17 protein-coding genes are annotated in these 19665 nt (G+C 65.7%); 9 read left to right on the top strand and 8 right to left on the bottom strand.

What is annotated here, in order from left to right:
• Nucleotides 1-15: 15 nt before the first annotated feature.
• From coaBC to U5760_RS29710, 4 genes are all read right to left on the bottom strand, one after another.
• Nucleotides 16-1263, bottom strand: a complete 1248-nt coding sequence (coaBC, locus tag U5760_RS29725) for a bifunctional phosphopantothenoylcysteine decarboxylase/phosphopantothenate--cysteine ligase CoaBC (RefSeq protein ID WP_415914203.1) — start codon at nt 1261-1263, stop codon at nt 16-18.
• Between the two features lie 63 nt (nt 1264-1326).
• Nucleotides 1327-1842, bottom strand: coding sequence for a signal peptidase II (gene lspA, locus U5760_RS29720; protein ID WP_322015891.1), 516 nt, complete (start codon nt 1840-1842; stop codon nt 1327-1329).
• Entirely contained in the window at nt 1842-4694 is a 2853-nt protein-coding gene (ileS, locus tag U5760_RS29715; RefSeq protein WP_322015890.1) for an isoleucine--tRNA ligase, read from the bottom strand. The genes lspA and ileS overlap by 1 nt, the downstream gene beginning before the upstream one ends.
• Nucleotides 4695-4851: 157 nt before the next feature.
• Nucleotides 4852-5847: a bifunctional riboflavin kinase/FAD synthetase gene (locus U5760_RS29710; protein ID WP_322015889.1), complete on the bottom strand. Its 996-nt coding sequence runs from the start codon at nt 5845-5847 to the stop codon at nt 4852-4854.
• A gap of 208 nt (nt 5848-6055) precedes the next feature.
• Between U5760_RS29710 and purN the strand changes: the two genes are divergently transcribed.
• From purN to nadC, 6 genes are all read left to right on the top strand, one after another.
• The gene (purN, locus tag U5760_RS29705; protein ID WP_322015888.1) at nt 6056-6733 is read left to right on the top strand and encodes a phosphoribosylglycinamide formyltransferase; all 678 of its coding nucleotides are present in this window, start codon (nt 6056-6058) and stop codon (nt 6731-6733) included.
• A complete protein-coding gene (locus U5760_RS29700) occupies nt 6730-8118 on the top strand; it encodes an RsmB/NOP family class I SAM-dependent RNA methyltransferase (RefSeq protein WP_322015887.1) in 1389 nt (462 codons plus the stop codon). The genes purN and U5760_RS29700 overlap by 4 nt, the downstream gene beginning before the upstream one ends.
• A gap of 115 nt (nt 8119-8233) precedes the next feature.
• The gene (locus U5760_RS29695) at nt 8234-9601 is read left to right on the top strand and encodes a mechanosensitive ion channel family protein (RefSeq protein WP_322015886.1); all 1368 of its coding nucleotides are present in this window, start codon (nt 8234-8236) and stop codon (nt 9599-9601) included.
• Between the two features lie 233 nt (nt 9602-9834).
• The gene (locus U5760_RS29690) at nt 9835-11031 is read left to right on the top strand and encodes an acyl-CoA desaturase (RefSeq protein ID WP_322015885.1); all 1197 of its coding nucleotides are present in this window, start codon (nt 9835-9837) and stop codon (nt 11029-11031) included.
• A 169-nt stretch (nt 11032-11200) separates the two neighbouring features.
• On the top strand, nt 11201-12331 hold the full coding sequence (nadA, locus tag U5760_RS29685) for a quinolinate synthase NadA (RefSeq protein WP_322015884.1): 1131 nt from the start codon (nt 11201-11203) through the stop codon (nt 12329-12331).
• Nucleotides 12332-13231: a carboxylating nicotinate-nucleotide diphosphorylase gene (nadC, locus tag U5760_RS29680; RefSeq protein ID WP_322015883.1), complete on the top strand. Its 900-nt coding sequence runs from the start codon at nt 12332-12334 to the stop codon at nt 13229-13231.
• A gap of 115 nt (nt 13232-13346) precedes the next feature.
• Here the strand turns inward: nadC and nadB are convergent, their stop codons facing one another.
• The 4 genes from nadB to radC form a co-directional block, all read right to left on the bottom strand.
• Nucleotides 13347-14948: an L-aspartate oxidase gene (gene nadB, locus U5760_RS29675; protein WP_322015882.1), complete on the bottom strand. Its 1602-nt coding sequence runs from the start codon at nt 14946-14948 to the stop codon at nt 13347-13349.
• A 236-nt stretch (nt 14949-15184) separates the two neighbouring features.
• Nucleotides 15185-15352 (bottom strand): 50S ribosomal protein L33, encoded by a 168-nt coding sequence (gene rpmG, locus U5760_RS29670; protein ID WP_027794136.1) that lies wholly within the window; start codon nt 15350-15352, stop codon nt 15185-15187.
• A gap of 10 nt (nt 15353-15362) precedes the next feature.
• Entirely contained in the window at nt 15363-15596 is a 234-nt protein-coding gene (gene rpmB, locus U5760_RS29665) for a 50S ribosomal protein L28 (RefSeq protein WP_027817503.1), read from the bottom strand.
• A 340-nt stretch (nt 15597-15936) separates the two neighbouring features.
• Nucleotides 15937-16743: a RadC family protein gene (gene radC, locus U5760_RS29660; protein WP_322015881.1), complete on the bottom strand. Its 807-nt coding sequence runs from the start codon at nt 16741-16743 to the stop codon at nt 15937-15939.
• 192 nt (nt 16744-16935) lie between these two features.
• Here radC and U5760_RS29655 point away from each other — a divergent pair, with 192 nt between their 5' ends.
• The 3 genes from U5760_RS29655 to U5760_RS29645 form a co-directional block, all read left to right on the top strand.
• The gene (locus U5760_RS29655) at nt 16936-17391 is read left to right on the top strand and encodes a peptidylprolyl isomerase (RefSeq protein ID WP_322015880.1); all 456 of its coding nucleotides are present in this window, start codon (nt 16936-16938) and stop codon (nt 17389-17391) included.
• A 4-nt stretch (nt 17392-17395) separates the two neighbouring features.
• Nucleotides 17396-18358: a 4-hydroxy-3-methylbut-2-enyl diphosphate reductase gene (ispH, locus tag U5760_RS29650; RefSeq protein ID WP_322015879.1), complete on the top strand. Its 963-nt coding sequence runs from the start codon at nt 17396-17398 to the stop codon at nt 18356-18358.
• 1158 nt (nt 18359-19516) lie between these two features.
• On the top strand, nt 19517-19665 hold a 149-nt coding region (locus tag U5760_RS29645), incomplete at its 3' end, for an ABC transporter permease subunit (protein ID WP_415914204.1).

The following is a 19665-nucleotide window of genomic DNA, read 5'->3' as shown; positions in this document are numbered from 1 at the left end:
GTCACGAACCGTGCGTCACGAAATAATGCTCTCGTCCGGCAAACGTCGGGCGATTTCGGCGATCAGCGTCTGCGCGAGCGCCTGTTTGGCCGCGCGCGGCAGCTTCGTGCTGCCCGACGGCTCGAAGAGGACGACTTCGTTGTCGTCGAGACCGAAGGTCAGCGGACCGAGATTGCCGATCAGGAGCGGCACTTTCTTGCGCTGGCGCTTTTCTTCGCCGTGCACGTCGAGGTCGCCACTTTCGGCTGCAAAACCCACGCAATACGGCGCGTGCGGCAGGGCGGCCACCGAGGCGAGAATATCCGGGTTTTCGACGAAGTTGAAGGTCGGCATGCGGTGCCCGGCCGTCTTCTTGATCTTCTGCGTCGCGACGTGATCCACGCGCCAGTCGGCCACCGCCGCCACGCCGATGAACACGTCGTAGTCGGGTACGGCGCGCATCACCGCGTCGTACATTTGCTGTGCAGTCTGCACGTCCTCGCGATAGACGCCCCACGGCGTTTCCAGCGCAACCGGGCCCGCTACCAGGTGCACGTCGGCGCCGGCCTGCTGCGCGGCGCGCGCGAGCGCGAAACCCATCTTGCCGCTGGATCGGTTGGTGATGCCGCGCACGGGGTCGAGCGGCTCGAAAGTCGGGCCGGCCGTGATCAGCACGCGGCGGTGCGCAAGCACCTTCGGCGCGAAGAACGACACGATCGCTTCATACACTGCTTCCGGCTCCAGCATGCGGCCGTCGCCGATCTCGCCGCACGCCTGCGAGCCCGAGTCCGGGCCGAGCGTGGTCACGCCGTCGGCACGCAGTTGCGCGACGTTGCGCTGCGTGGCCGGGTTGCCCCACATCTGCCGGTTCATCGCGGGCACGACGAGCAACGGACAGTCGCGCGCGACGCACAGCGTGGAGAGGAGATCGTCGGCAAAGCCGTGCGCGAGTTTCGCCAGGAAGTCGGTGGAGGCGGGCGCGATCACGATCGCATCCGCTTCGCGCGAGAGGTCGATGTGCGCCATGTTGTTCGGCACGCGCGCATCCCACTGGCTCGTGTAGACCGGGCGTCCCGAGAGCGCCTGCATGGTGACGGGCGTGATGAACTGCGTAGCGGCTTCGGTCATCACGACCTGCACCGTCGCACCGGCCTTGGTGAGAAGCCGCGTGAGCTCGGCGATCTTGTAGCAGGCAATACCGCCCGTCATGCCGATCACGAGGTGCTTGCCGGCCAGTTCTCCGGGGTTCGCTGCGGACGTGTTCAAATCAGGTCTCCGGTCCATGCAAGATCGTTGCGCTCGGGCGGTGGCGGACGCGGCCACCGCCGTCGAACCTCAGGCGCGGGTTCAGCGGGCTCCGCGCACGCGGCGCAGCTCGTCGAACACGAGCAGCACGGCGCCCACGCAGATCGCGCTGTCCGCGACGTTGAACGCCGGCCAGTGCCACGTGCCCACGTGGAAGTCGAGGAAGTCGATCACGTGGCCATACATCAGCCGGTCCAGCACGTTGCCGAGCGCGCCGCCGAGGATCAGCGAGAGTGCGGTGCAGAACAGGCGCTGCGTGCCGTGACGCTTGAGCAGGTAGCAGATCACGAGCGCCGCGACCACGCCGAGCGCCGTGAACGCCCAGCGCTGCCAGCCGCCCGCCGCGGCGAGGAAGCTGAATGCGGCGCCCTTGTTGTACACGAGCACGAGGTTGAAGAACGGCGTGATCGCGCGGCCTTCGCCGTAGCTGAACACCTTGGCGATGGCGATCTTCGTGAGCTGGTCGGCGAGGATCACGATCACCGCGACGCCCAGCCACGGCGCGAGCGTGCCGCCGCTGCCACCGGTACGCGATTGTTTCGGCAGGGTCTTGGCCATTATGCCGCGCTCCGCGTTTCGCCGTTGCCGAACAGATTCGCCACGCACCGGCCGCACAGGCCCGGATGCTCCGCGTGGGCGCCCACGTCTTCGCGGTAGTGCCAGCAGCGCTCGCACTTGAGGTACTTCGACGTGATGACCTCGACGGCTTCATCGGCTTCGTTGTCCACCTTGACGACGTTCGCCGCCGAGGTGATCAGCACGAACTTCAGGTCGTCGCCGAGCGCGGCGAGGGCCTCGTAGCGCGCGCCGCTCGCGAGAATGCGCACTTCGGCCTGCAGCGACGAGCCGATCTGGTTCGCCACGCGGGCCTCTTCCAGCGCCTTCGTCACGTTGCTGCGCACGTCGCGCAGGAGCGTCCATTTGGCGATCAGGTCGTCGGCCTGGGCGATGTCCGGGAACGCATGGAACGTTTCGGTAAAGATCGTTTCGTTATTCGGCTGGAACACCTTCCACGCTTCTTCGGCCGTGAACGAGAGGAACGGCGCGAGGATGCGCAGCAGGCTGTGCGTGATGTGATGGAGCGCGGTCTGCGCGGCGCGGCGGGCCTTCGAATCCGGCGCGCTCGTGTAGAGGCGGTCCTTCAGTACGTCGAGGTAGAAGCCGCCCAGGTCTTCCGAGCAGAACGTCTGCAGCTTCGCGACGACCGGGTGGAACTCGTAGCGGTCGTAGTGCGAGAGCACGTCGTTTTGCAGCGTGTGCGTGAGCGCCACGGCGTAACGGTCGATTTCGAGCCACTCGTCGGCGGGCAGCGCGTTTTTGTCGAACTCGAAGTCCGAGAGATTCGCGAGCAAAAAGCGCAGCGTGTTGCGGATCCGGCGATAGCTTTCCGTCACGCGCTTGAGGATTTCCTCCGAGATCGCGAGCTCGCCCGAATAGTCGGTCGAGGCGATCCACAGGCGGATGATTTCCGCGCCCAGACGGTTCGCCACTTCATGCGGATCGACGCCGTTGCCGAGCGACTTCGACATCTTGCGGCCTTCACCGTCCACGGTGAAGCCGTGCGTGAGGAGGGCGTCGTAGGGCGGGCGGCCGTCGAGCATCGAAGCCGTGAGCAGCGACGAGTGGAACCAGCCGCGGTGCTGGTCCGAGCCTTCGAGGTAGAGGTCGGCCGGGAACTGCAGTTCGTCCTTGTGCGAGCCGCGCAGCACGTGCCAGTGCGTCGTGCCCGAGTCGAACCACACGTCGAGCGTGTCGCGATTCTTCTCGTACAGGTTGGCGTCGTCGCCGATCAGCTCGCGCGGATCGAGCGTCTGCCATGCTTCGATGCCTTCCTTTTCCACGCGCTTCGCGACTTCCTCGAGCAGCTCCGGCGTGCGCGGATGCAGCTCGCCGGTTTCCTTGTGCACGAAGAACGCCATCGGCACGCCCCATTGGCGCTGGCGCGAGAGCGTCCAGTCCGGGCGGTTCGCGATCATCGCGTAGAGGCGCTGCTTGCCCCACGAGGGATAAAACGCGGTCGCCTCGATGCCTTCGAGCGCCGTTTCGCGCAGCGTCTTGCCGCCGCCCTTCGGGGTCACGTCCATGCCCGCGAACCACTGCGAAGTGGCGCGGTAGATGATGGGCGTCTTGTGGCGCCAGCAGTGCATGTAGCTGTGCTGGTACTTTTCGCTGCGCAGGAGCGTGCCGGCCGCGTCGAGCGCTTCGACGACCTTCGGGTTCGCGCTCCAGATCGAGAGGCCGCCGAAGAGCGGCAGCGATTCGATATAGCGGCCGTCGCCCATCACCGGGCTGATGATGTCCGAATCGGCCATGCCGTGCGCCTTGCACGAGACGAAGTCTTCCACGCCGTAGGCGGGCGCCGAGTGGACGATGCCGGTGCCGGTGTCGGTCGTCACGTAGTCGCCGAGGTAGATCGGCGAGGTGCGCTTGTAGCCCGGATGCGCGGCGGCGAGCGGGTGATGAAAGCGCAGGTTCGCGAGCTTTTCGCCCGGCGCCGTGGCGAGCACGCGGCCTTCGAGGCCGAAGTCCTTCATGCAGGCTTCCACGCGCTCTTCGGCGAGGATCAGCAGGCCGCGCTGCGTGTCGACGAGCGCGTACACCACCTCCGGATGGACGTTGAGCGCCTGGTTGGCGGGAATGGTCCAGGGCGTGGTGGTCCAGATCACGATGCCGCCTTCCTGGCGCGGCAGGGCCGCGAGGCCGAAGGCAGCGGCCGTTTCCGCGGGCTGCGCGAACGGGAACAGCACGTCGATGGTCGGGTCGGTCTTGTCCTTGTACTCGACTTCCGCTTCGGCGAGCGCCGAGCCGCAGTCGAAGCACCAGTTCACGGGCTTCAGGCCACGGAACACATAACCCTTCTCCATGATCTTCGCGAGCGCGCGGATCTCGCCGGCCTCGTTGGCGAAGTTCATGGTCTTGTACGGGTTGTCCCAGTCGCCCAGCACGCCGAGGCGCCGGAAGCCGGCCTTCTGCGTCTCGATCTGGCCGGCCGCGTACTCGCGCGCCTTCTTCATGACTTCCTGGGCCGGCAGCGACTTGCCGAACTGCTTTTCGATCTGGATTTCGATCGGCATGCCGTGGCAGTCCCAGCCCGGCACGTATACCGCGTCATAGCCCGCCAGGTTGCGCGCCTTGACGATCATGTCCTTGAGGATCTTGTTCACCGCATGGCCGAGGTGGATGTCGCCGTTCGCATACGGCGGGCCGTCGTGCAGGATGAACTTCTTGCGGCCCTTCGAGGCGGCGCGGATCTTCTCGTAGATCTTGCCGTCCTGCCATTCCTTGACCCATTGCGGCTCGCGCTTCGGCAGATCGCCGCGCATGGGGAACGGCGTGTCCAGCAGATTGACGGGGTATTTCGATTCGGACTTCTGCCCGGCCTTGCCGGAGGATGCTTTTTTGTCGCTCATGGTGAGATCACGGTGAATTCGGGGGATGCACGGCGTCGGACAGAGCGGCGTAGCCGCGCAACCGTCGCCTCGCGCGCTGCCTGCATGGAAGCGGGCGGGCAGCGCAGGGGGCGGGCGATCCATGCACGCGCCCGATGGCGCGCGCACGGGCCGCGGGTCACCTAATTCGGTCGGTGGCCGAGGTGGCGAATCCGGTGGAACGGGAGCCGGACGCATCGGCGCCGGCGGCGGCGAACCAGGCGCGCGCGTTGACCACGTCGCGCGCGATGGCGGCGCCGAGCGTTTCGAGGTCCACGAACTTCTCTTCGTCGCGCAGCTTCTTCAGGAATTCGACGCGCACGAGCTTGCCGTACGCGCTGCCGTGCCAGTCGAGCAGATGCACTTCGAGCAGCACGCGGCCCGAATCGTCCACGGTCGGGCGCACGCCGAGGCTCGCCACGCCGGGCAGCGGATGATCGGCGAGACCGTGCACCTGCACGACGAAAATGCCGTTCAGCGCCGGGCGCTTGTGGCCGATCGGCAGGTTCAGCGTGGGAAAGCCGAGGTCGCGGCCGAGCTTCTGGCCATGCACCACGTGGCCGCTGATCGCATAGCCGCGGCCCAGCGCGGCGCGCGCCGCATCGAGGTCGCCCGCCTGCAGCTGGGCGCGCACGGCCGAGCTGGAGATGCGCGCGCCCGACGGGTCGGCCACGGTCGCCATCTGCTCGACTTCGAAGCCGTACTGCTCGCCGGCCGCCTTGAGCGAATCGAAGTCGCCCGCGCGCTTCGCGCCATAGCGGAAGTCGTCGCCGATCATCATCCAGCGCGCGTGCAGGCCGCCCACGATGATGCGCTCGACGAACGCATCGGGCGACTGGCTCGCGAAGGTGTGGTTGAAGTGCTCGACCACCACGCGGTCCACGCCGTTATCGCGCAGGGCCTCCAGCTTGTCGCGCAGCATCGCGATGCGCGGCGGCGCGCCCGCCGGGTTGAAGAACTCGCGCGGGTGCGGCTCGAAGGTCATCACGCAGACGGGCAGGCCGCGCGCGTCCGCCGCCGCGCGCACGCGCGCGAGCAGCGCCTGATGCCCGCGGTGGACACCGTCGAAGTTGCCGATGGTGAGCGCGCAGGGCGCCCGGCTCTCGGCGTTGGGAAGACCGCGGAAGACTCTCACGATAGCGGTTCGGACCGGTTAGGGGGCTAATGTGACCTGATGCGGCCTCGGTTGGCCGGATTTCGCCTGGGGCCTTGCCCGACGTTGCGAGGCATTGCGCCAGCCGCCGCGCCCGCAGGCCGCGACGAAACAGAAGATTATAAACGCTCAGGGCGCGGGCCGCCGCCGTCCGGGCGTCGGGCCTTGTCCGCAATGATAAAATCCGCGGATGAAAAATCTCGTCATCCTGATCTCGGGACGGGGCAGCAACATGGAAGCCATCGTGCGCGCCTGTGCGCACGAAGCCTGGCCGGCGAAGATCGCCGCCGTGATTGCAAACCGTTCCGACGCCGCAGGCCTCGCATTCGCGGCGTCGCACGGTATTGCCACGGCGGTCGTCGATCACCGCCCGTATCCCGATCGCGCTGCATTCGACGCGGCGCTCGCCCAGACCATCGACGGCTATGCGCCGGACCTCGTCGTTCTCGCGGGCTTCATGCGCGTGCTGACCGAAGGCTTCGTCGACCATTATGCGGGTCGGATGCTCAATATCCATCCCTCGCTCCTGCCAAGCTTTCCGGGGCTCAAGACGCACCAGCAGGCGCTCGACGCCGGCTGCCGCGTGCATGGCGCCACGGTGCATTTCGTCACGTCGAAGCTCGATCATGGCCCTATCGTCGCGCAGGCGGCCGTGCCGGTGCGCGCGGGCGACGACGCCGCGGCGCTGGCCGCGCGCGTGCTGGCGACCGAGCACGTGATCTATCCGCGCGCGGTGCGCTGGTTCGTCGAAGGGCGCGTGGCGCTCGACGGCGCGCACGTGACGCTCACGCCGCCCGAGCCGCAGTGGCTTTTCCTTGACAATACCAACGCAAACGCAACGACACAGGCCGCCGGGGAGGGCGTATGAGGCTACATGGATTCCTGATTGGACAAACCGAGACGTTGCTGGCCGACGTCCTCAAGTTCACGGGCCCCGCCGACGCGGTGACGAGCCGCTTCTTCCGCGAGCATCCGAAGCTCGGTCACGGCGAGCGCGGCGTGATTGCCGAAGCCGTGTTCGCGGTCCTGCGCCGCCGCATGGAGTTCGCGCATCTGGCCGAGAGCGGCACCGGCAGCCCGGCGCGGCGCCTGGCGCTGCTCGGCCTGATGGCGACGGCGGGCCGCACGGCCATTCGCCCGTTCGTCTCGGACGCTGAAGCGAACTGGCTCGAGCACGTCGCGAAGGTCGACCCGGCGAGCCTGCCGCAGCGCGTGCAGCTGAACCTGCCCGACTGGATCGTGCGCGCGCTCGAACCGCGCTTCGAGCCGGCCGAGCTCGCGCAACTGGCCGCGGCGCTGAACTACCCGGCGCCGCTGGACCTGCGCGCGAATCCCATCAAGGCGAGCCGCGACGAGTTGCTGCGTGCGCTGGGCGAAGCGGGCATCGAAGCCGGCGAAACGCCGTTCGCGCCGTTCGGCGTGCGGGTGGTCGGCAAGCCGGCGCTCTCGAAGCTCGACGCGTTCAAGAACGGCTGGTTCGAAGTACAGGACGAGGGCAGCCAGCTGCTCTGCTCGCTCGTGGCGCCGCGCCGCGGCGAGATGATCGTCGACTTCTGCGCGGGCGCGGGCGGCAAGACCCTCGCACTCGGCGCGATGATGCGCTCGACGGGCCGTCTCTACGCATTCGACGTGTCGGACCGGCGCCTCGCCAAGCTCAAGCCGCGCCTTGCGCGTAGCGGGCTGTCGAACGTCAATCCGGTGCTGATCGACAGCGAGCACGACGCGAAGATCAAGCGCCTCGTCGGCAAGATCGACCGCGTGCTGGTGGATGCGCCGTGCTCGGGCCTCGGCACGCTGCGCCGCAACCCCGACCTCAAGTGGCGCCAGACGCCCGAGTCGGTGGCGGAGCTCGCGCCGAAGCAACTGTCGATTCTCACGAGCGCCGCGCGCCTGCTCAAGCGCGGCGGCCGGCTCGTGTACGCGACCTGCAGCATCCTCGAAGCCGAGAACGAGGGCGTGGTGAAGCAGTTCCTCGAAGCGCATCCGGAGTTCGAGCTGGTGAGCGCGCGCGACGTGCTCGCAGAGCAGCGCGTTGACCTCGAGACGGGCGACTACCTGTCGCTCTGGCCGCATCGCCACGCCACGGACGGCTTTTTCGCGGCGGTGCTGGAGCGCCGCGGCGACGCCCGGCCGAAGACCCAGCAGGCAAAGGCGGCCGCCACGCCGGACGAATCGGCGGCGCAGCAGGAAACGGCCGATGCGATCGCGAAGGCGAGCGACACCGCCGACGAGCCGGATGCCGCGCTCGAGTAATCCGCGCGACTGGCGCCAGCGGCTCTACGGGCTGGCTGCCCAGCCTTAGCAAGACAGTACAGCGCACGTTCCCCGGCAGGTGCCGGGCGAACGCGCGCTGCGCACTTCACGCATCATGTTCGAAAACCGACTGCTCTCTCACATGCTGGGCGGGGTGCTCCGCGACTACGGCCAGCCCGTTATCCTCTGGCAGGCCGGCGTGCTGATCGGCGCGCTGCTGGTCGCCTGGGTGCTCGCGCGCCTGCTGCGCCGCGCGCTCGAAGCGCGCCGGCGGACGCCCGACGAGGCGCGGCAGTTCGGCGCCGAAAGCTTCGCCAAGGCGCTCTTTCCGCTGATCGGCGCGGGCTGCGTCTGGGTCGCGCGCGCGATCGCCGGCAATTTCATCCACACTTCGCTCCTCAACCTCGCGCTCGTGCCGCTCATCGGCATCGGGCTCATCTACTTCGCGTTCTTTTTCGCGCGCCGGGTGTTCGGCAGCAAGGGCGAGACGCACGCGTGGCTTTCGATCGTCGAGAAGCTCGTCTCGCTGATCGTCTGGGTGGGCATGGTGCTGACCGTGCTCGGCATCCAGGACGACGTGCTCGACTGGATGGGGAGCGTGCGCTTTCGCATCGGCTCGGCGCATGTGAGCCTGCTGTCGCTCTCCAGTGGCGTGCTGTGGGTGTGCGTGACGATGGTGGTGGCCATCTGGGCGGGCTCGGTGCTCGAAGAGCGCCTCATGCGCGCCACCACCCTCGACGCGAACCTGCGCGTCGTGCTCGCGCGCGTGGGCCGGGCGCTGCTGGTGTTCGCGGCGGTGCTGTTCAGCCTCTCGATCGTCGGCATCGACATCACCGTGCTCGGGGTGTTCGGCGGCGCGCTGGGCGTCGGCCTCGGCTTCGGGCTGCAGAAGATCGCCAGCAACTATGTCTCAGGTTTCATCATTCTGATCGACCGGTCGCTGCGCCTCGGCGATACGATCAATGTGAGCGGTCTCGCGGGCAAGGTCACGCAGATCCGCACGCGCTACACGGTCGTGCGCGGCCTCGACGGCGTGGAAACGCTGATCCCGAACGAAAAGCTGATTACCGACGTGGTGCAGAACCAGTCGTCGTATTTGACGCGCGGCTACGCCAAGGCGCCGGTGCAGGTGGCTTACGACACGGATCTCGATTTCGCGCTTGGCTTGCTCGCCCGCGCGGCCGAGGGCGTGAGCCGTGTGCTGACCGATCCGGCCCCGACAGCGTACCTGGTGGGGTTCGGCGCGGACGGCATCAACCTCGAGCTGGGTTTCTGGATCGACGATGCGGCCGCCGGTACCTCGGGCGTGCGCTCGGCCGTGAACCTGAACATCTGGCGCCTTTTTGGCGAGCATGGCATTTCGATTCCGTTCGCCCAGCGCGAGGTGCGGATCGTCGGCGCGGACGGCGCGGCGCTGGCCGCCGCAACCGTGGCGGTCCGACAACACGGGCAGGATGCCGATGGGGCGGCGGCGCGGGATTAGAGGGACGGATGGGAGGCACGCGGCCGGCGTCCTGAACGGTGCGCGGTGCGGCAAACCGCCTCCTCGGTGCATTCAGCCATTGACGCGGGCTCCGATAGAGAAAAAAATCTCTATTTGTTACAAACACTTGGAACGGTTCGAGTAGAATGCCGTCGAACCCTATCGCAGTGCTTTCACTTTCCTGACTCCGGCCACCCGTAAGTCCGTAGTCATTCGCTACACGGGTATAGACCTTGTTGAACTCCCTGTTAGATTTCCTCGCCCACGGGCTGCTGCATTTCTCGTGGTGGCAGATCCTGCTGTTCGCGGCGATCGCAACGCACATCACGATCGTCGGCGTCACCGTCTACCTGCATCGCTGCCAGGCGCACCGTGCGCTCGACCTGCATCCGGCCGTGAGCCACTTCTTCCGCTTCTGGCTGTGGATGACCACGGGCATGCTCACCGGCCAGTGGGCCGCGATCCACCGCAAGCACCACGCCAAGTGCGAGACCGAAGAAGATCCGCACAGCCCGCAAACGCGCGGCATCTGGAAGGTGCTGCTCGAAGGCGCGGAACTCTATCGCACCGAAGCGAAGAACGAAGAAACGCTGCGCCGCTTCAGCCACGGCACGCCCAACGACTGGATGGAGCGCAACGTGTACACGCGCTATCCGATCCTCGGCGTGAGCATCATGATGGTCATGGACGTGGCGCTCTTCGGCGCGGTCGGCCTGACCGTGTGGGCCGTGCAGATGGCGTGGATCCCGTTCTGGGCGGCCGGCGTCGTCAACGGGCTCGGCCACTTCTGGGGCTACCGCAACTTCAACTCGGCGGACGCCAGCACGAACCTGTTCCCGATCGGCATCATCATCGGCGGCGAGGAACTGCACAACAACCACCACACCTTCGCGACCTCGGCGAAGCTCTCGAACAAGTGGTACGAGTTCGACATCGGCTGGATGTATATCCGCCTGATGTCGATGTGCGGTCTCGCGAAGGTCAAGAAGGTCGCGCCCACGCCGCGTCTCATCGCGGGCAAGCTCGTGCCCGATCACGAAACGCTGCAGGCCGTACTGTCGAACCGCTATGAAGTGATGGCGCGTTATGCGAAGGCCGTGAAGCAGGCGTATCGCCAGGAGCTCGCGCACCTCAAGGAAGTGGGCGCGCGCGAGAAGTACCTGCTGATGCGCGGTGCGCGCAAGTGGTTCGACAAGGAAGAAGGCAGCCTGAACGAGCCGCAAAAGCGCCAGTTGCCGCAGATCTTCGCGGACAGCCAGAAGCTGCGCACGTTCATCGAACTGCGTAACGAACTCGCGGCGATCTGGGACCGTTCGAGCGCGTCGCGCGAACAACTGCTGACGCAGCTCCAGGATTGGTGCCATCGTGCCGAACAAAGCGGCATCAAGGCGCTCCAGGAATTCGCTTCGCGTCTTCGCCGCTATGCATGAGACGTAAAAAAATCCATTAGAATTCGGATACGTCACAAAACCCCGCGTTGGCGGGGTTTTTCTTTTTGGGGCCGCGAAAACCTCTGCCGTTTGCAGGGGCATTTTCCGCAGCCATCGGCATGGGACCGCAGCCGGCGCTGAAGCGCCCACTTCGGTCGAAGGGGAGATCATGAGCCAGGCGATCATGAAGGTCGAGTACGACCGGCCGCAAGGCGCCGTCTGCAGGGTGGGCGAGGCTTGGGCACGCGTGCCTGATGCACCGTCCGCAGCGGAGCGCATTGCATTGAAGGAGCGTATTCGTGCGCTGCTCAAGCGCGAGAAGGCAGTGCTCGTCGCGCACTATTATGTCGATCCCGAGTTGCAGGAACTGGCGGACGAAACCGGCGGTTGTGTGGCCGATTCGCTCGAGATGGCGCGCTTCGGCCGCGATCACGAGGCGCAGACGCTCGTGGTCGCAGGCGTGCGTTTCATGGGCGAGACCGCGAAGATCCTGGGGCCGAACAAGCGCATTCTGATGCCGGATCTCGACGCAACCTGCTCGCTCGATCTGGGTTGCCCCGTCGACGAATTTTCCGCGTTCTGCGACCAGCACCCGGACCGCACTGTGGTGGTGTACGCGAACACGAGCGCGGCCGTGAAGGCGCGTGCGGACTGGATGGTGACGTCCTCGATCGGGCTCGAGATCGTCGCGCATCTGCATGCGCAGGGCGAGAAGATCATCTGGGCACCGGACCGCCATCTGGGCGGCTACATCCAGAAGAAGACCGGCGCGGACATGCTCTTGTGGCAAGGTTCGTGCCTCGTGCACGATGAATTCAAGGGCATCGAGCTCGACCTGCTGCGCGCCGAGTATCCGGATGCGAAGGTGCTGGTCCACCCGGAATCGCCCGAAGGCGTGGTCGCGCAGGCCGACGTGGTCGGCTCCACCACGCAGCTCATCGACGCGGCCGTGAAGCTCGACGCAAAGCGCTTCATCGTCGCGACCGACCTCGGCATCCTGCACAAGATGCGGCTCGCCGCACCCGGCAAGACCTTCATCGAAGCGCCCACGGCCGGCAACAGCGCCACCTGCAAGAGCTGCGCGCATTGCCCGTGGATGGCGATGAACGGCCTCGAGAATCTCGCCGACGTGCTCGAACGCGGCCACAACGAGATCTTCGTCGATTCCGCACTGGGCGAGCGCGCCCGCTTGCCGATCGACCGCATGCTCGCCTTTGCGGCGGAACACAAGCGCCGCGTGCAGGCAAGCGGCGACCTCGCGCGCGACGGTGCGCTGTTCGCGAACGTGGGGGCGGCGTAAATGGGTGCGATGGAACTGATGGGCGTGGAGGCGGCCTCGCCGCTCCTCGCCGAAGTGCGTGAGCAATACGGCGCGGCATTCGACGCGGCGATCGCGCGCAACATTGCCGACGCGCTTGCCGAAGACGTGGGCGCGGGCGACCAGACGGGCCGTCTCGTGCCGGCCGACGAAATGCGCGACGCGCGCATCATCGTGCGCGAAGAGGCGGTGCTGTGCGGCGTGTTGTGGTTCGACGGCGTGATGCGAAGTGTCGATCCACGCATCGAGGTGCGCTGGCACTATCGCGAAGGCGATCGCATGAGCGCCGGGTCGACGGTGTGCTCGCTGCGCGGTCCGGCGCGCGCGCTGCTCACGGCCGAGCGCAACGCGATGAATTTCCTGCAGCTCTTCTCGGGCGTGGCGACGGCCACGCGTCGCTACGTGGATGCGATTGCGCACACGAAGACGCGTATCGTCGATACGCGCAAGACCCTGCCTGGCCTGCGCCTCGCGCAGAAGTACGCGGTGCGCGTGGGCGGCGGGGCGAACCAGCGGCTGGCGCTTTACGACGGCATCCTCATCAAGGAAAACCACATCGCCGCGGCGGGTGGCGTGGGTGCGGCGATGGATGCCGCGCTGGCATTGAATGCGGGCGTGCCGATCCAGATCGAAGTGGAAACGCTCGCGCAGCTCGACGAAGCCCTGGCGCACGGCGCGACGTCGATCCTGCTCGACAACTTCTCGTTCGACGCAATGCGCGACGCCGTGCGTCTCACGGCGGGCCGCGCGGTGCTCGAGGGTTCAGGCGGGGTGAACTTCGAGACGGTGCGCACGATTGCCGAGACGGGCGTCGATCGCATTTCGATCGGAGCCCTGACGAAGGACGTGCGCGCGACCGACTATTCGATGCGGATCGTCTGAAGCCACGCGCGGCATGACTGCCTGAATGGCCGAAGGGCCGTCTCTTGCGAGGCGGCCCTTCGTTTTTGGGGCGGCGCGCAGGCTGTGCGTACAGGTAGACGCCAAGCCTGAGCGTTTATCGGATCGTGCGGTTGCGTACTCGCTCGGGCGAGAGAACGGTAGGCAGCGCCTTCGGCAGAGCGTTCGGCCAGTCGCGGCTGTAGTGCAGGCCGCGGCTTTCGCGCCGCTGGCGGGCGCTATCGACGATCAATGATGCCACCTCGACCAGATTGCGCAGTTCGAGCAGATCGCGCGTGACCCGGAAATTCGCGTAGTACTCGAGGATTTCGTCGCGCAGCAGGGCGATGCGATGCTGCGCGCGTTCGAGCCGCTTGTCCGTGCGCACGATGCCCACGTAATTCCACATCAGCCGGCGCAGCTCGTCCCAGTTGTGGGCGACCACCACTTCTTCGTCGGAGTCTGAAACGCGGCTTTCGTCCCAGTCGGGCAGGGGCGCATGCGCTGCTGCGCCGAAGCCTTCGGCCTCGATCGCCTCGGCAGCCGAGCGGCCGATCACGAGGCACTCGAGCAGCGAATTGCTCGCCAGCCGGTTCGCGCCGTGCAGCCCCGTGCAGGACGTCTCGCCGACCGCGTAGAGGCCCGCGAGATCGGTGCGGCCGGCGAGGTCGGTGACGACGCCGCCGCAGGTGTAGTGCGCCGCCGGCACGACCGGAATGGGCTCTTTCGTGATGTCGATGCCGAACTCGCGGCAGCGCGCGAGGACGGTGGGGAAGTGCTCTTCGAGAAACGCCGCCGGCTGGTGGCTGATATCCAGATGCACGCAGTCGATGCCGTGCTTCTTGATCTCGAAGTCGATTGCGCGGGCCACGATGTCGCGCGGCGCCAGCTCGGCGCGCGCATCGTGCGCGGGCATGAAGCGCGTGCCGTCCGGCAGGCGCAGCACGCCGCCTTCGCCGCGCACGGCCTCGGTGATCAGAAACGACTTGGCGTGCGGGTGGAAGAGACAGGTGGGGTGGAACTGGATGAACTCCATGTTCGCCACGCGGCAGCCCGCGCGCCAGGCCATCGCGATACCGTCGCCGGTGGCCGTGTCGGGATTCGTCGTGTAGAGATAGACCTTGCCTGCACCGCCCGTCGCGAGGACCGTATGCGGCGCCTGGATGGTCACGGTGCGGTCGTTTTTCAGGTCGAGCGCGTAGAGGCCGTGGCAGCGGCGCCCGGGCAGGCCGAGGCGATCGGACGTGATGACGTCGATGGCCTGATGGTCTTCGAGGATCGTGATGTTCGGATGCTGGCGCGCGCGTTCGAGCAGCGTCTGCACGACTGCGTGGCCCGTGGCGTCGGCGGCATGGATGATGCGACGGTGGCTGTGGCCGCCCTCGCGCGTGAGGTGAAAGCCCAGTTCGGCGGCCGCGTCTTTCGTGAACGGCACGTCCTGCGCGATCAGCCACTCGATGGCCGCACGGCCATGCTCGACGATGAAGCGCGTCGCACCCTCGTCGCACAGGCCGCCGCCGGCCACGAGGGTATCGTCCACGTGGTTCTCGACGCTGTCGGCCGAGTCGAGCACCGCAGCGATGCCGCCTTGCGCGCGATCGCTCGCACCTTCGGTCATCTCGCGCTTGGCGATCACCACCACGCGCCGCGTGTCGGCGAGATTCAGCGCGACGCTCAGTCCGGCCAGTCCGCTGCCGACGATCGCTACATCGAAATTCATGGTCCTGCTTCTCCGTCTCTTGTTCTACTGCGGCGCACGGGCGGTGTGTGCCGCACGTGTGCCGATGAAGCGGGAAGCATACTCTTTTCGGCGCCAGGACGAAAAGCCGCACACAGGGCAGGGCCGCTGAAAGTGCTGTGCGTTCGGCGGATCGTGGGGAACGCGAGATCCAAAAGAAAAACCCCGCTGCGAGAGCGGGGTTTTTCTTGTCTTCGTCAGGCTTGAAACCCGATCAATTACTTGATCTTGGTTTCCTTGTACTCGACGTGCTTGCGAACAACCGGGTCGAACTTCTTGATCGACATTTTTTCCGGCATGTTGCGCTTGTTCTTCGTGGTCGTGTAGAAGTGACCCGTACCTGCGGTCGATTCCAGCTTGATCTTGTCGCGGACGCCCTTGGCCATGATTTACTCCTTAGATTTCGCCGCGCGCACGCAGATCTGCGAGCACGGAGTCGATGCCGTTCTTGTCGATCAGGCGCAGGCCTGCGTTCGAGATGCGCAGACGCACCCAACGGTTTTCGCTTTCAACCCAGAACCGGCGGTTTTGCAGATTCGGGAGGAAACGACGCTTGGTCTTGTTGTTCGCGTGGGAAACGTTGTTGCCGCTCATCGGCGCTTTCCCAGTGACTTGGCATACGCGTGCCATGAGAGCACTCCTACAATAATTCTGAGTTCGAGAGCCGCTGAAATTTCCCAGGCGAAATATGGCCGGAAAAGGAGCGCTCACGTATGGATGAGAGACAACCTCGAACCCAGCGCATATTTCCCCCCGGAATGCCTTGACGGGCTTCGGAACAGGGTTGGAAATAGGCAAACCACGATTCTAGCAGAAAAATCGCAGGAAAATCAAACCCGATTTGCAGATATCGCTGACTGCGCCGTGTGGAGAGTGTCTGCACGATATGGACCTTTTGGGCCTTTTTCTGCGCAACAGGGTAGGGTGGCCGGGCGCTGCATGCAACCTTACCGCCGGTCACTTCCGATCCTCAGTTCCAGCCATTGCGCGCGAATGAATAGGTTTCGCGTGCACCGATCACCAGATGGTCGATCAACTGAACCTCCACGAGCGCGAGTGTTTCGCGCAGCACCCGCGTCAGGCGCCGGTCGGCTGCGCTCGGCTGCACCGCCCCCGAAGGATGGTTGTGGGCGACGATCAGGCTGGCGGCGTTGAGTGTCAGCGTGCGCCGGACGATTTCCCTCGGGTACACCACGAGGCGCGAGAGCGAACCCCGCGAGCTTTCCTCAGGGGGACGGATGAGCCGGTGGCGCACGTCGAGGTACAGGCACACGAAAACCTCGTACGGCCGGCCGCCGATCAGAAGGCGCAGGTAGTCTTCCACGGCGCCCGGGGTGTCAATGACGGGGCGGTCGTTCAACTCTTCTACGAGCGCGCGGCGCGCCAGTTCCAGCACGGCCTGGAGCTTCGCCGCTTTGGCGGGGCCGATGCCGCGCAGGCCGTCGAGTTCTTCGCGCTGCGCGTCGAGCATCGCGCGCAAGCTGCCGAAGCGCTCGATCAACGAGCGGGCGACTTCGAAGACCCCGTGGCCGGGCAAGCCCGAACCCAGCAGCAGCGCGAGCAGTTCGATATCGGACAGGGCGCCGGGCCCGGCCGTGCGCAGCCGTTCGCGCGGCATGTCCTGAGCGCGTGCCGGCACGACTGCGTCGGCGCCCGGCAGGGCCAGCCGGGCTGCGTGCGAGCGCACCTCGTCATTCGCGGCTGGCAGCGGCATGGCTGCGTCCTTCCCTCCATCGTCGCCGTCCCAGACGGGCTTCGCGCAAGCGGCTTCCAGCATCCTGATCTCCCTGAGTGATCTCTCTGAGGCGGCGGGGCACGCGGCGTTTCATACGCCCGAGCCCAACCGCCGTGGATATGTGGCTTACAATAGAACCTTTCCGGTCGCCCCCGCGCGGCCGGGCCGGCGCCTCGCGGCGCGCACGCGCTTCTCCTTATAGGAAGCGCGCGTCCAGACGAAAATGAGTACCGCATGAGCATCATCGACATCTCCGAGGTGAAACCCGGTTCCCACGTGACGCTTCACTACCGGCTTTCGCTCGCCGATGGCACCGAAATCGTCAATACGTTCGTTGACCGGCCCGCCACGCTGCTGCTGGGCGCCGGGCAACTCGCGCCGCCGCTGGAAGACATTTTGCTGGGCTTGAAGGTGGGGCACCACTCGACCTTTCAGCTAGCGCCCGGTGTCGCGTTCGGCCAGCGCAATCCCGACCTGATCCAGCGCGTTTCGCTCGCCACGCTGCGCGAGAACGGTATGGTGGGCGAGGATTTCACGCCCGGCGACCTGATCGAATTCAACGCACCCGACGGCGGCCGCTACGCAGGCGTGCTCAAGGAGGTGAACGAGACCTCCGCGCTGTTCGATTTCAACCACCCGCTTGCAGGCCAGGCGGTTGCGTTCGAAGTGAAAATCATCGGAATCCTCTGAACCCATGAGCTCCACGGACACGTCCTTGACCGCCGACGCCGAAATCCTGCTCGCGCAACCGCGCGGCTTTTGCGCGGGTGTCGACCGCGCCATCGAAATCGTCGAACGTGCGATCCAGCAGCACGGCGCGCCTATCTACGTGCGTCACGAGATCGTCCACAACGCCTATGTGGTCGAAGACCTGCGCAAGAAGGGCGCCATCTTCATCGAGCAGCTCGACGAAGTGCCGGCAGGCAACACGGTGATCTTCAGCGCGCACGGCGTTTCGAAGGCGGTGCGCTCGGACGCCGCGGCGCGCGGCCTGCGCGTCTACGACGCCACCTGTCCGCTCGTCACCAAGGTCCACGTCGAGGTGGCCAAGATGCGCGACGAGGGCCTCGACATCGTGATGATCGGCCACAAGGGGCATCCGGAGGTCGAGGGCACGATGGGGCAGGCGGGCGAAGGCATGTTCCTCGTCGAGGACATCGCCGACGTGGAAGCGCTGCGCCTGCGCGACCCCGCGCGCGTGGCGTTCGTGACGCAAACCACGCTTTCCGTGGATGACGCCGCCGAGATCATCGCTGCGCTCAAGACGCGCTTTCCCGCGATTCGCGAGCCGAAGAAGCAGGACATCTGCTATGCGACGCAGAATCGCCAGGACGCGGTGAAGTTCATGGCGCCGCAGTGCGATCTCGTGATCGTGGTGGGCAGTCCCAACAGTTCGAACTCGAACCGCCTGCGCGAAGTGGCCGAGAAGCGCGGCGTGACGGCCTATATGGTCGATGCACCCGACCAGATCGATCCGGCGTGGCTCGTGGGCAAGCGCCGCATCGGCCTGACGGCCGGCGCCTCGGCGCCGGAGGCGCTCGCGCAGCAGATCATCGCCCGGCTGAACGAACTGGGCGTGCGCAGTGTGCGCGCGCTCGACGGCATCGAGGAAAACATCGCGTTTCCGTTGCCGCGAGGCCTGGGCATCCCGGCCTGATATCGGTTTCAGTCGTTCCCAAAGAAAGCGCGCCCCGGGCGCGCTTTTCTTTTTAGCCCTGTTTGGGCGAGGGGCTGATTAAATTGGGGCCATATAAAAATAAAAACCCCGAAAACCCGGTTGCATCGCCATTGTCCCGGGCGTCGCTCGTGGGGATTTCCGGCGTGATTTTTAAATCCGTCCCCAATTAAAACGTGTGTTTGGGCTCGTTACGAGGTCGTTGCACCAAAATGATGCAACCGGGATGCGCGTGTGCCCGTGCACGACTTCGGCACTGAACGCCCACCCGTCAAGGTATTCCGGCCGCCTGTCGCAACAGTTGATGCCATTCTTCTCGCATTTGGTGCAACTGATGCACGAAAAAATGGCGCAACCCTTGGTGCAACCGTATTTAACGTCTTGTCTCAAAAAGTGGTTGCAATGCAGGAAAACCCTGCCGGTTCAACATATTGCCCGTCGCATAATTGGAGTTACAATGCGCGCGTCCTGAGGGCTTGACAGCCTTCCGGCGAGGAATTCGGAAGGTGCAGGAGACCTGATTAATGCAAGACAAGTTTGCTTATGCCGCGTCTCTGGCGGCTGCGGTTGCGCCGCGCGATGCGCGGTTCGGCAGCGGGGCCAGGGCAGGCAGGGGTGCAGTGCCGACTACGGCTGTGCACCACGCAGGGGCTGTTGTGCATTCCGGACATGACGACGAATGCGGCAAGCCGCGCTCCTTCGGGACGCGTGCCGCGAAAAGGACCGGAATGACCGCTGTCCCCGCCGTCGTGACCCATGTCATGAGAATTGGCATGCAACTTGCTCGCGTACGCACCGGCGCGAGCGCTGTTTTCACCGCCGGCGCCGGAAACGGCCCGAAAAAGGGAGTCATGACGTACGACGCATGCAAGGGCGGCCACCGTGCCGCTCGTGCGAACGTCGCCGCGCTCGTGGCAGGTAGTTGAACCCGACGGCACCGAACCATCCGACGGTGCCGTTTTTGCATCCGCATCCGGTGCGTGATGCCGCTGCTACCGCTGCGGCAAGACAAACCGGCTGCGGCCAACCGTTAGCGGTCTTTTACTTCAGTACCCGAGAGTGTCGTTGCGGTTCCGTAAAAACATCGCCCACCGGCCGATGACGAGCGCGAATCCGGTCGCACGGGCTAAGGAGCATTAAATGGATATCTTCATCCAGCAGATCCTGAATGGGCTGGTGCTGGGCAGCATCTACGCCATCATCGCACTGGGCTACACCATGGTGTACGGGATTCTGGGCATCATCAACTTCGCGCACGGCGACGTGCTGATGGTCGGCGCCATGGTCGC

The organism is Paraburkholderia sp. J12 (assembly GCF_905220215.1).
Classification (GTDB): Bacteria; Pseudomonadota; Gammaproteobacteria; order Burkholderiales; family Burkholderiaceae; genus Paraburkholderia.
The sequence above is the reverse complement of the archived record's forward strand: the minus strand, read 5'-3'. Positions and strand labels throughout refer to the sequence as shown.

What these genes read in the sequence shown, in the direction of transcription:
- coaBC (WP_415914203.1), bottom strand. Translation starts at nt 1,263, where the DNA reads ATGGACCGGAGACCTGATTTGAACACGTCCGCAGCGAACCCCGGAGAA.
- lspA (WP_322015891.1), bottom strand. Translation starts at nt 1,842, where the DNA reads ATGGCCAAGACCCTGCCGAAACAATCGCGTACCGGTGGCAGCGGCGGC.
- ileS (WP_322015890.1), bottom strand. Translation starts at nt 4,694, where the DNA reads ATGAGCGACAAAAAAGCATCCTCCGGCAAGGCCGGGCAGAAGTCCGAA.
- purN (WP_322015888.1), top strand. Translation starts at nt 6,056, where the DNA reads ATGAAAAATCTCGTCATCCTGATCTCGGGACGGGGCAGCAACATGGAA.
- U5760_RS29700 (WP_322015887.1), top strand. Translation starts at nt 6,730, where the DNA reads ATGAGGCTACATGGATTCCTGATTGGACAAACCGAGACGTTGCTGGCC.
- U5760_RS29695 (WP_322015886.1), top strand. Translation starts at nt 8,234, where the DNA reads ATGTTCGAAAACCGACTGCTCTCTCACATGCTGGGCGGGGTGCTCCGC.
- nadA (WP_322015884.1), top strand. Translation starts at nt 11,201, where the DNA reads ATGAGCCAGGCGATCATGAAGGTCGAGTACGACCGGCCGCAAGGCGCC.
- nadC (WP_322015883.1), top strand. Translation starts at nt 12,332, where the DNA reads ATGGGTGCGATGGAACTGATGGGCGTGGAGGCGGCCTCGCCGCTCCTC.
- nadB (WP_322015882.1), bottom strand. Translation starts at nt 14,948, where the DNA reads ATGAATTTCGATGTAGCGATCGTCGGCAGCGGACTGGCCGGACTGAGC.
- rpmG (WP_027794136.1), bottom strand. Translation starts at nt 15,352, where the DNA reads ATGGCCAAGGGCGTCCGCGACAAGATCAAGCTGGAATCGACCGCAGGT.
- rpmB (WP_027817503.1), bottom strand. Translation starts at nt 15,596, where the DNA reads ATGGCACGCGTATGCCAAGTCACTGGGAAAGCGCCGATGAGCGGCAAC.
- radC (WP_322015881.1), bottom strand. Translation starts at nt 16,743, where the DNA reads ATGCTGGAAGCCGCTTGCGCGAAGCCCGTCTGGGACGGCGACGATGGA.
- U5760_RS29655 (WP_322015880.1), top strand. Translation starts at nt 16,936, where the DNA reads ATGAGCATCATCGACATCTCCGAGGTGAAACCCGGTTCCCACGTGACG.
- ispH (WP_322015879.1), top strand. Translation starts at nt 17,396, where the DNA reads ATGAGCTCCACGGACACGTCCTTGACCGCCGACGCCGAAATCCTGCTC.